Origin of the sequence: Pontibacter rugosus, assembly GCF_042678745.1 — a bacterium.
In the GTDB taxonomy this organism is placed as follows: Bacteria; Bacteroidota; Bacteroidia; order Cytophagales; family Hymenobacteraceae; genus Pontibacter; species Pontibacter rugosus.
The window spans coordinates 15,365-27,571 of sequence record NZ_JBHTLD010000033.1; the positions used below are offsets into that span (position 1 = coordinate 15,365).

Below are 12,207 nucleotides of genomic sequence, written 5' to 3' on the forward strand. Positions count from 1 at the left end.
CTTTGTCCTTTAAACAGTGTGCGACGTAGCTGCTATACTATGTAGGATGATAAAAGAAAGGCATAACTCTAAGATACTTTTAAGCTATGGCCTTTCTCCAACAACTCAACCTAAAATCACTCACCAAATATACCAACTATCTCCTTTGTCAGGATAATACTATTTTATCATTTCATTGACTTCAGATGGCCCAACAGATAGCCATCCACTTTTAATTAATTCCAACACTTCCCTGGTCACTTATAAGTATAAAAGCCGATACAGCTAGAGGAGAAGCCTGATCAGGTGCATAAACACCCTTACACTATACTTGCTATACTTCAGAAGGCTATTTTTTAAAAGCATCGCTAAGGTTATAACACAGCAGCAGCACCTCCCTGGAAAGTATTTATTTAGATTTACTTTGCTGATTCTAGCTAAAAAGAGCTAAATTTAAATAGCCCTACTTCTAATACTTATTTAACAGGCATCATGTCAGATCACCTTTCAAACATTTACCGGGAAATTACGCCCCTGAATGCAAGCGACTGCTTTACGTTTTTTAAGCGGGTGAAGCAGGAGTTTAATTTCCCGCTGCACACGCACGAGGAGTTTGAGTTGAACTTTATACTTGATGCCGCCGGGGCAAAACGTATTGTAGGGGATAATGTGGAGGTGATCGACGACTTAGAACTTGTACTGGTGGGTAGTAATTTGCCGCATGGGTGGTTTAACCATACCTGCCAAAGCAAGTCTATCTACGAGATCACGATACAGTTTCACCGCGACCTGTTTGATGACCGGTTCCTGCGGCGCAACCAGCTTAGTCATGTACGGGCGCTGCTGGAGCGGGCTTCCAAAGGAATTGTTTTCTCAAAGGAAACAGCCGCCGCCTTCCGGGAGCGTATCGAGCAGCTCACCACCAAAAGCGGGTTTGACTCTGTCCTGGAACTGATGTCGCTCCTGCACGACCTGGCCCTGTCGCGCGACATGCGGACCTTGTCCAATGCCTCTTTTTCCGAAGGGCAGTTCAGCTACAACAGCCGCCGGATTGAGAAAGCCTTTGAGTTTATGGAAGCGCATTTCGACAAGGATATTGCCCTGGCCGATGTGGCCAAAGTGGTAAACATGCCGGAAGTGTCCTTCAGCCGTTTTATTAAGAAACGAACCGGCCGCACGTTTATCGAGAGCCTAAACGAAATTCGCCTGGGCCACGCTTCCCGCCTACTAATTGACACCACACAGACCGTGGCGGAAGTATCTTTTAGCAGTGGCTTTAACAACCTATCCTACTTCAACCGCATCTTCAGAAAGAAAAACGGCTGCACTCCTACCGAGTTCCGCCTTAATTACTCCGGCACCAGGGTGTTTATTTAGTTTTTGTGCGGGTTGACTTACGTATGATAAACGGGGAATTTGACTTGCCCTTTTAAAGCTACTGTCTCAATACCTTTAGCTTAAAAAGATAGCTACCGCAAGTTTTCAACTTGTGGTCGAAATGGTACCAGCTTCCAACTGGCGGAAGCATCCTATAATCAGGCCGCCAATTGAAACTATCCACTGCCGCCTTAGTAGAACGCTGCGCGCCCGTCGGATTGTAAACCCAACACTATACTTAGGCACAAGTATAAATACTTGCGCTAGCCCCCCTCCGTAGAGTTAATCTTGTACAGAAAAAGTTGCAAGCGAGCTACGAAAGCTGAAAGCTTTCCTCATTTCAACCACAAGATGAAATCCTGCGGTAGTTGGTTTATTTCTACAAAATCAACTACCCGAAAGAGCCTCTCCCAATTCCTGAACATAATCTGTTGGTGTTTTGCCGTACAGTTCTTTAAAGCATTTGCTGAAGTAAGCAGGATCGCTGAAGCCGGTGCTGTAGGCTACTTCTGCCACTGTAAGGTTTTTTTCCTGCAACAGAAGCGTGGCGTGGCGCAGTCGGATGTTCCGGATAAAGATACTAACGGACAAACCGGTGAGGCCTTTCATTTTGCGGTAAAGCTGCGATCGGCTCATGCCCAGCTCGCTGGCCAGCATATCAGGGCTAAAGCCTGAATCAGGCAAGTGCGCTTCTACCACCTGCACAAGGCGCTCCATAAACTTCTCGTCCAGGAAGTTTGTAGCCAGTTGCTCTGGCTCGAAATTCGGGTCCTCCAGAAACTGCTGCTTCAGGAGCTTTCTGCTGGCAATAAGGTTCTTTACCTTAGCCTTGAGCACTGGCACGCTAAATGGCTTGGCTATGTAGTCGTCTGCTCCTGTTTCCAGCCCCTGCAGCTGACTATACTCGGTAGATTGGGCCGTTAGCAGGATGACCGGGATGTGGCACGTACTTTCATTTTGCTTTAGTTTCTCGCACAGCTCAATTCCACTTAGCTCCGGCATCAGCACATCGCTTATGATGAGGTCCGGCATCTTGGCCTTCGCTTTTTCAAAGCCCTCTGCGCCATTGCGGGCCTCCTCTATGCGGTAGATCCCCTTGAAATTGTAGTGCAGGTAGCGCCGCACATCCTGGCTGTCTTCCACCAGCAGCAGCAACGGTACTTCACTTGGCAACTGTGCTTCAGCTATTGCATCTGCATCAGTTACAGCTGGTATATTTTCCTTGCCGGCCAGCAGTTCATCCAGCTTCGCATCCACGTCCGGAAATGCAAGCTCCTCTGTGGTGAACCGTTGGCTGTTAACAGGCAGCCAAATGGTAAACTTACTTCCCTTTCCCATTTCACTGGCCACATCTATGTCGCCGTAATGCCGCTCCACCAGTTGCTTTACAAGAGTTAAGCCAATGCCTGAGCCTTTCTTTCGGTAGCCTTTCTTTTCCACCTGAAAGAAACGCTCAAAAATCTTGTCCTTTTCCTCCTGCGGAATCCCCACACCACTATCCTCCACTTCTATTCGGGCATATGCACCCGGCGCAGGATCCTTTGCCACCAGCCGTGACGATAGCAGCTTCACATCCTTCTCCAAAGACAGCTTTATTGTGATCTTCCCATACTCCGGCGTAAACTTGAAGGCGTTGGACAGCAGGTTGTACAGGATCTTCTCCAGCTTATCCGGGTCGAAGTATACTTCTGCCGCATCTACATCCGAAGTAAAAAGATACACGATGTTGTTGCGCTCCGCCTTGTAAGAGAACATATCGGCTATACTTCTGGCAAACTGCACCATGTCCCACTTCACCACTTTCAGTTTCATCATGCCCGCATCCGCTTCCGACACATCCAGCAATTGGGTGATGAGGCGCAACAACAGGTTAGAGTTACGCTGAATAAGCTGGTACAAGCCCAAACGCTCCTCCGATGCCATAGCGCTACCTTCCCGCACCAACTTGTTAACCGGGTCACCAATCAGGGTGAGCGGCGTACGGAACTCATGGGAGATGTTGGCAAAGAAATTAAGTTTAAGGGTATCCAGTTCATGTATTTTTTCAGCTTCCAGCTTTTGCAAACGTAGTTTGTTCTTCTGCCGCTCCAGGTAAAGCGTTGCGCTTCTGTACCCGTAGAGGATTCCCAGAATGCAGCAGGCATAAAAGGCGTAGGCCCAGCCTGTCTGCCAGAAAGGCGGGCGAATAGTTATCTTCAGTAATGTTTCCTGCTCGTTCCACAGGCCGTCGTTGTTGGCCGCCTTCACCCGAAACGTGTACTCCCCCGGGTCCAGGTTGGTGTAGGTAGCGTCGCGGCGGTTGCCTACATAGTTCCAGTTTTGCTCGAAGCCCTCCATTTTATACGCGTACTGGTTTTTCTCAGGACGCACCAGGTTGAGCCCCACAAATTCGAAGCTCATCACGTTTTGGTCGTGTGAGAGCGTGATTTCATGTGTTTCGCTTATGCTTTTACTTAAAGGCGACTGGTCCTTCCCCACCAGTACCTGCTTGTTGAAAAGCTTAAAGTCAGTGATAACGACAGGTGTTTTGTAGGGATTATCACGGATATGCTCCGGGTTAAACACATTTAAACCATTTTTTCCACCAAAGTATATTTCATTGTCTCCACCCTTAGAATAAGCACCCGGAAAGAATTCGTTTGATTGCAGCCCATCCAGCCTACTGTAATTGCGGAAGGTCTGCGTAGCGGCATCGAATTTAGAAAGTCCGTTGTTTGTGCTGATCCACAGGTTGCCCTTTTTATCAGCTACCCCACCCATGATAAAGTTATTGGCTAACCCGTTCTTCTCGGTGTATACCACAAAATCCTTTTTCTGCTCATCATAGCGGTTCAGTCCGTTTTCAGTTCCTATCCATACTTTGCCTTTCTGGTCGGAGAAGATGGAACGCACGTTGTTATGGCTCAACGCACTGTTATGATGGCTATAACTGATAAAGTCCTGTTTGCCCGGCTCCAGTATACTTACCCCTGCCACACTCCCAGCCCAGATACGGTTTTTGTCATCAGCCAGCACGGTGAATACCCAATCATTAGCCAGTGAGTGCTGCCAGTCGCTGTAGTTGGCCCGGTAATGCGTAAAGGTGTTTGTTTTCCTATCCAGCTTGTCTACCCCGCCGCCGTGCACAGCTACCCATAAGTTCTGCTGCTTGTCTTCGGCAATATCCCGGATGTCGTTTCCGTTGATGGATTTTGGATTACCCGGCTCATGCCTGTAAGACACAAAGCGTTTGCTGGCGGTGTCGAAATACTGCAGGCCTCCCCGATAGGTGCCCACCCAGATGGTACCATCGCTGCTTTCAAATATCTTAAAAACGGTACCTCCTCCCAGGCTATAAGCATTCTGAGGATTAGAAGTATAATGGGTCTTCGTATTTGTTTGCGCATCCCACACATCAATACCCATGGTATAGTAGCCCACCCACAAGTTGCCTTTGCTGTCTTTCAGCACAGTAGAAACGCTCGACTTGGTTAGTCCATTTTTGGTGCTAGTATTCTGGCTAAAATGTATAAACGGATTGTTAACGATAGTCCTAACTACGCCTCCCTGAAAGCAAGCCATCCATAAGGTTCCCTGTACATCCTCATACAGCGCGTTCACCGCCAATGCCGTCTGTCCGGAGCTTCTGCTGTTATAGGTTTCATACATTATAAAACTGTCTTCCTGCCGGTTGTAGCGGCTAAGGGAAAAGCCGTCTCCGTACCAGATTCTATTTTTACTGTCTTTGAGGATATCTTTGATGTGGTTACGCTCTTTGAGGTAAGGGTAGCGGTATACTTTATTCTGTGCGATATCCAGTCTGTTAAGGCCGCCGCCACGCGTGCCAACCCAGAGTTGGTTGCCGTCCAGTTCCAGACTCATGATTTCGTTATTGCTCAGCGAGTGCTGATTGCCTGGCTGATGCCTGTAACGGTTCATTTTTCCGCTGGCAGGATTAAACAAGGCGAGGCCTTCCTGCTCAAGCCCAAGCCACACGTTTCCTTTGGTATCAGCCTCCAGCGAGCGTATGCTCTCCGCCTGCGTACGCACGTGTATGTAAGACTGGATAAGATGCTCGTAAGGTAGGAGATCGGCTGGGGGCACCAGCTTTCTAAGGGCAGCCAGGAAACTGGCACGGCTGTGGAACTCCTTTTTCTCCAGCCTGCGCAGGGCCGTCAGAAAACGGGCTGCCAGCCCCTGCTCCTTCAGATGGGTAACAGTCTCGGGAGTAACCTGCAATTTTATGTCTCTGAGATACTGATCAAAACGCTGTTCTTTTCGATCAAATTTGTTGAGCCCCCACAAGGTACCTACCCAAAGTTGCTTGGTGGCATCTTCGGTAATGGAAGTTACATAGTGGTAGGAAAGGCTGTGCTCATCATACACCTGGGGCGCAAAGTTTGTAAAGGAGTCGGTGTTTTTGTTGTACCTGCTCAGCCCGCTGTTTTCTGTCCCGATCCAAAGCACGCCCTGGTGATCTACAAATAACACGCTGATCTTGTTATCACAGAGGCTGGTGGAGTCTTCCGGGTCATTCCGGTACGTTTTAACATTATAGCCATCGTAGCGGTTTAGGCCATCAATGGTGCCAACCCAGATAAAACCCTGCTTGTCTTGCACCACGCTGGTGACATCACTGCAGGAGAGGCCATCCTCCTTTAACAGATGTTCAAATTTCAGCTCGTTGTACTGAGCATGCCCCAGCAGGGAACAACTTAGCAACATCACTACCAACCACAGTCTGATCATCATATTTTATACTTCAGGTTTTGAAAGGCCACTTTATACTTGCTACTGCCATGTGTTACAAGTTAATGCAGCATACATAGTTGCATTGCCGAAAACTGGTTGCTCCTAAACGAAACAAAAAGATCCCCGCGCCCCTACAAAAAGGCAGACGCAACAGCATTACAAAGTATACTGTAAGCTTGCCATCCTAAATATAAATATTTCTTAACAATTTAATAACAAGCAGGTGCAAAAACCTGATACTTATAAAGGCGTCAAGTAAACATAATCCATAAAAGTCGCTGGTTTTGCTGAGTTAAGATGGTTTTGATAAATAGCTTTTATGACGCTACAACGAGAACTAAAATGTGAGCAGCCACTGCTAATGCCTTTTTTTGGATGCGAATAGGCGTTCTAAGTATAAAAACAGCGAAGCCTCCCCAATAACTGGAGAGGCTTCGCTGTTTTTATACTTGATAGGGTACTTATGCCCATTTCTTAAGTATGGCTACCAAGTCTCGGTTTGTAAAAGGCTTACACAAATGGTCATTCATGCCGGCTTCCATACTTTTAGCGATATCATCTTTATAGGCATTTGCGGAAAAAGCGATAATGGGACTTTTCAGACCAGCCCGCCTTAGCCTACTGGAGGCTTCAAGCCCATCTACACCCGGCATTTGAATATCCATCAGAATCAGGTCGAAGGGGTTATCTAAAGCTATTTGCACGGCCTCTTCACCTCCCTCTGCGGTTGTCACTACAGCCCCGTAATTCTCCAGCACATCCTGTATCAACAGTACATTGATCGGGTTATCATCCACCACCAGCACCTGATAATTATCGCGTACCTTGTAAGACAATTCATACTCGTCATCATCCATAGCCAACTCCTCGCTTTTAACAAAGTTTAATTTAACACTAAACCAGAAAGAAGAGCCCTCACCCTGCCTCTCTGGTGGGCTCGAAACACCCATCTCGCCGTGCATCAGGCGCACAAGCTTTTTACTTATTGCTAAACCCAGGCCAAAGCCACCGTATTTGCGTGACGTGGTTTGATCGGATTGGGTAAAGGATTCGAAGATAACAGCTTGTTTCTCTGCTGGTATGCCTATACCTGTATCTGTTACGGTAAACAACAGTTCCACCGCCTCCTCTGCTTCATCTACGGCCAAAACACTTCCGTGCATCCGTATGCTTCCAGTCTCTGTAAATTTGATGGCATTACTCACCAGGTTAATAAGCACCTGGTTAATGCGTGTCGGGTCTCCCACTATTACTTTGGGCACGGCATCATCAAACGTATAAGTAAAGGCAACCTGCTTCGCTCCTGCCAGGTGCTTGTAAGGCTCCAGGTGTGATGCCACATTTTCACGTATGTCAAATGGTATTGCCTCAATGGAAATCTTGTCCTGCTCAATGCGGTGCAGGTCCAGGATATCGTTCAGCAGCTTGGTAAGGTTAGAGCCTGATGTTTTAATCAGGTTTACATACTGCGCCTGTGCTGTGTTTAAGGGGGTATCCTTCAGCAGGTTGGTAAAGCCCATGATGCCGTTAAGCGGTGTCCTGATTTCATGGCTCATACTTGAGAGAAAGTTGCTCTTTGCCTCGTTAGCAGCTTCTGCTTTCTCTTTAGCATCCTGTAGCTCCTGCTCCTTTTTCTTCAGCTCTGTTATGTCTTTGGCAATAATCAGTATGCCCTCCTGCTCATGCTGGTTGTTGTACAGGTAAGACAGCGAGCAGGAAGTCGGCATTTTATTACCTGAACTGGTTGTAAGCAACAGCTCTTTGTTGAGGAGCTTGCCCTCCTGCTCAAAAATAGCTTTAGCCTCATGTAATTTTGGATTATCGAGGTAGGTATAAAGGTCTGCAACTGGCATACCTATAAGATCTACCTCTTTGAAGCCAGTAATCTCTTCAAAAGCCTCGTTTACGTTTCGGATAGTATAATCCTTGTTCAGAACCAGCAGCATATCTACCACTCCTTGGTAAATGCTTTGCATAAAATCACGGGATACCGTAGATTTTTTCAGTTCCTGGCCCAGCATACGGATGCCCTCGATCAGCGCATCCAGTTCATCACCGGAGTCGGAGGCTTCGATTTGATAATCGAAGTTCCCGTTGGCCACTTCTGTTATAAGATTAATGATATCTTCTATTCGATCGTTCAGGATTTTCACGTGCGTCTCCTTTATTCTTTTTCTATGGCGATAGTGGCTTCCAACATCTCCAAGGTATAATTGTCTTTTGCCTGGAAGTAGGCAACTTTTGGATATGCCGTTGCTCCCACGCGCTTTTTCTCTAAGGTAGCTGAAATACCCAAATTGGCCTTTTGGTAGCCGAGGCTATTAGCCCGCTTCACTATCTGAAGCAAAGCCTGGCGATAAGCTCCAAACTTGTGCGTATACTCGTAGTCAAGGCCGGTAAGCATAAAGCTGTATACTTTGGCTGCGTTTTTATGGCAGAAACACACGGCCACAGGCATGCCTGTTCCTCCAAATTCTTTTTTAAGCTTTAACGTAATAAACTCCCAATAAGGATCATTGTTCATTTCGCGAAATACTTTATCTGGAAACAGGAATATATTAAGCCCCAGGTTCTTATCTTTTACATTCCGAAACAGGCTGATGGCATGGTCTAATTCAGCCTCAGGTAGCTGGTCCCGCACCTCTACATCAAAGTAGTGTTCGTAGCGTTTAATGTAGCGGCTATAATTGCGTCGGTTCTCCTTCGTTAGGGTGTCCAGGAACTCAGTTTCTGTTTTCCAGCCGAGGTTAGTTACTACGCACGACTCCGGCATGTCTGCCTTCACGAAGCCCTGCGCCACCATAAATTCATCCATTTCCTGATCTCCGGCTTCAAAATCGCGTAGCATCACGTTACTTGCCCCTGCTTTTTCCTGCTCGCGGCTTAACTCCTCCATCAATAGTTTTAAGGCGCTTTTCCACCCGGTGTGCTCTCTGTTCAGGTACAGGTGATTTCCTTCTGTGAACAGGCTACCAAGTATAACTCCCGTTGAAGTCAGGTAATAGGGATTAAGCTCGCGCTCTTTCTCCACCACTTTAGAAACAGACACACGCGAGAAAATATCCTCTTTGTGCAGGGCGATTACAGAAAAAGTGAGCAGCAGCAATTTCCCTTGCTCATCCTCTACCTGATAGTAGCGGAAAGTCCAATCGTGCTCTGCTGCCCCGTTTCCGCTAAAGGTCTTTTCCAGGAAGTTCAACCCATTCCAGTCGAACATGCCGTGCTTGCCCAGGTAGCCGTTCCAAATATTCGGATCAACCTCCTGAATAGAGGCATACGTTTTAAGCTTATAAAACTGTTCTAACGCAGGAGTTGCCTTAGCAGCAGCCACTGTTATGGCTGGAGTCATTTTAAAAGCCTTTCGGATTTTATCCTGCGTTTGGTTCGTTGCCTCCAGCGCCTTGGTAAAGTTTACCTGAAGCCGCTTTACCAGTTCTTCTATATCCTCATAAGTGTTGTTTAACGATATGGTGATCCGGATGCCAATGTTTTTGGTAGGCACGGCCGGAAAGGTAGCCAGGTTTACGTATACGCCATCCTGCAGCAGCGCCTGCACCAGGTAATTCCCCATATCCATGGTGCCTGTGCCGATAAAGAAGATGGGGCTGTTGCTCTCGTGCACCAAGGGCAGGTCTGTTTCTTTAAGCAAAAGGTTAAAGTAGGCTATCCTGTTTTGCAGCTCCTTCTGTAAAGTATAAATTTCCTCGCTCAGGTGAATTTTAGCCGAGGCAATGGCTGCTCCCAACGTAGCAGGCTCTATTTGTACAGAAAAAGTAAGCGGGCCGCCAAAGTTGTTTACCTTATGGTACCACTCTTCGTTGGGGAACAGCGATAAGCCGCCACAGGCACCAAAGGCTTTGCCCAAGTTGGCAGTGAGCACCATTTTTCGATACAGCGTATTACCCATCTGGCTCATCACATAGCCTGTGCCGTGCTCACCAGCCCAACTCATACCATGGGCATCATCTACATACAAGTATAATTGCTCATACTTTTCTGCCAAGGCAATCATATCTTTTATAGGCGCAAAGTCTCCGTACATTGAGTAAACGCCGTCTGCCATATACCAGATACGCTCATACTTGCTGCGCTGCTTTAATATGCGGTCTTCCAGCATCTCCAGGTTGTTGTGCCGGATCATTTCCACAGACACTCCCTGGCTAAGTAGCTTCTTTACCGCTTCCTGCACACTAGCATGCACCTGGTGGTCCAGTATTACAAGGTCTGTCTGCCGGATAAGGCTGGGAATAGTGGTTAAGTGCGCAAGGGGACAGTTTTTAGAGATTACAGCCGGAGCCTTGTACATCTGCTGCACCATCTGCTCCAGTTGCGCGTATAAAGGGTTAGACACATACGTGCGCGACATAGGAAACTGAGTTCCATAGCGTTCAATAGCATCAATAGCACCTTTTTTTAAGTCAGCATGGTGCTCAAGACCTAAGTAACCACAAGTGCCAAAATGCAGCACTTGATGACCATTTAAGGTCAGGTGTTGCCCATCCAAGGTTTCATCCTGGGCATGCAGATGGATGATACCGTTTTTTTTGGAAACAGAAAGAACTGAATCTACTGTATCCAACATATTGTTATGCCTGATTTTCGCCATAAAACTCTTTTACTTGCAAATATTTTTAGACATTTGATAAATTATCAGACTGCATATAATTAGCCATTGATGGTAAATTCTGAAAGCGATCGAGACATTAAGTCAACCGAAACAGCTTATGTTAAAATGATGCTAAAGAACGGCATCTTCTATATGTACTATAAGCCCCTGAAGCAGCTGGAGTTAACTGTTGCCAAGCAAATAGTTAACGACCGGATTGCCTTTGTGGAAGGCGAGTCGTACCCCTGTTTGTTTGATATACAGCCGGTAGAGCATTCTACAAAAGAAGCGCGCGACTATATGGCAGACGAAGGGAACGACTTCGTAATATCCAGCGCTATTTTAGTAGGATCACCTGTATTGCGTATGATGGCTAACTTTTTCATAATGGTTAATAAGCCTAAGAACCCTACCCGCATGTTTTCAGACGAGAAAAGCGCACTTGAGTGGCTGGTTCAGTTTAAGCAATAAACCTGCTGATTTGTTTTGTCTCACACCGAAGTGAAAGTGATTTATACTTACTTAACCTGTCTCTTCTCCTAACCTCCTCTGAATTAACAAACTTGTCGCTTTTAAACATATTCAGGGAAAGTATAAACCTTAACGCCTCCTGTTTTCAGGTGCAAGAGCTTAACCTGTTTCTCCTCATCATAGTTCAAGCACCTGTACGAACATAAGCAGGATAGATGTTTAAACATGTTTTTACTTATATCTGTGCAATTTGATCTTTCAGAGAGGCTAAGTGCAGGCAAAGGAAAGTAGAGTTGAAGGGTTAATTTACCCTCAAGTTGGCATAAACTCAGTTACTGTATTGACTATAAGGCAGTTTCTGTAATAATTGATTTAAAGCATAATTGCCATGCTATGCCATCATCAGATGGAAGTTACCAAAGGCACTTAGAATAGGAGAATGCTTTATACCCAGCTACAGGACCGCCGACAGACATGAGGCAGATTTGAAATGTACAGGTGTATGATGAGGGTGTGGCTATAAGCTATAAAAGCCTCTGCTTGGGTAGCAGCAGATGTTAGAGAAATAGAAAAACAAACAAGCAGTTAACCTTTGTTGTTCTCTGCGCTAATTGAGATAAGAAGTTGGTATTGAAGCACTGTTCCCACCTAGCAGTTGACCAATTTAATGTTTGAGCTAGCAATTGGCCTAGAAAACCTGTTTAAATCTTCTAACGAATTATTTCTAATTTGGCGAAGCACTAGTATACGTTTAATGAAGCAAGTGTATACTACCTTCGCCTAAACCACTTTTTATCTTTCTTATACTTAAGCTTTGCAGAATCTAGCTCAAATATAAGCAGCTCCTCGTTGGCTGGAGCTTTTTTCACTTTCGTTGCAGAAGACAAAGTGGTATACCTCACATCATCATCAAAGTTCGGGTCTAGTTCCTCGTTCATCTTGCAAGAAGACAGGCAGAGAAGCGCTAAAGCTGATATCAGTACAAGTTTGTTCATAGAGAGAATCTTGCATTATAATAAGTATATGGAAAACCATATAAAAGG

At 46.2% G+C, this 12,207-nt stretch carries 6 protein-coding genes; 2 read left to right on the forward strand and 4 right to left on the reverse strand.

From position 1 onward, the window contains the following. The first annotated feature begins 471 nt into the window (after nt 1-471). Entirely contained in the window at nt 472-1,356 is an 885-nt protein-coding gene (locus ACFQ2O_RS05740) for a helix-turn-helix domain-containing protein (RefSeq protein ID WP_377523800.1), read from the forward strand. 387 nt (nt 1,357-1,743) lie between these two features. Here the strand turns inward: ACFQ2O_RS05740 and ACFQ2O_RS05745 are convergent, their stop codons facing one another. From ACFQ2O_RS05745 to ACFQ2O_RS05755, 3 genes are all read right to left on the reverse strand, one after another. Further along, nucleotides 1,744-6,087, reverse strand: a complete 4,344-nt coding sequence (locus ACFQ2O_RS05745) for a hybrid sensor histidine kinase/response regulator transcription factor (RefSeq protein ID WP_377523803.1) — start codon at nt 6,085-6,087, stop codon at nt 1,744-1,746. A 461-nt stretch (nt 6,088-6,548) separates the two neighbouring features. After that, the gene (locus tag ACFQ2O_RS05750) at nt 6,549-8,240 is read right to left on the reverse strand and encodes a PAS domain-containing hybrid sensor histidine kinase/response regulator (protein WP_377523806.1); all 1,692 of its coding nucleotides are present in this window, start codon (nt 8,238-8,240) and stop codon (nt 6,549-6,551) included. A gap of 11 nt (nt 8,241-8,251) precedes the next feature. Continuing rightward, the gene (locus ACFQ2O_RS05755) at nt 8,252-10,669 is read right to left on the reverse strand and encodes an aminotransferase class I/II-fold pyridoxal phosphate-dependent enzyme (protein WP_377523810.1); all 2,418 of its coding nucleotides are present in this window, start codon (nt 10,667-10,669) and stop codon (nt 8,252-8,254) included. Nucleotides 10,670-10,762: 93 nt separating this feature from the next. On the opposite strand from ACFQ2O_RS05755, the gene ACFQ2O_RS05760 reads away from it, so the two are divergent. After that, complete coding sequence (locus ACFQ2O_RS05760; RefSeq protein ID WP_377523812.1) at nt 10,763-11,164, forward strand: DUF7793 family protein; 402 nt, start codon at nt 10,763-10,765, stop codon at nt 11,162-11,164. 770 nt (nt 11,165-11,934) lie between these two features. On the opposite strand, the gene ACFQ2O_RS05765 is transcribed toward ACFQ2O_RS05760, so the two are convergent. Further along, entirely contained in the window at nt 11,935-12,159 is a 225-nt protein-coding gene (locus ACFQ2O_RS05765) for a hypothetical protein (RefSeq protein ID WP_377523816.1), read from the reverse strand. Nucleotides 12,160-12,207 lie beyond the last annotated feature (48 nt).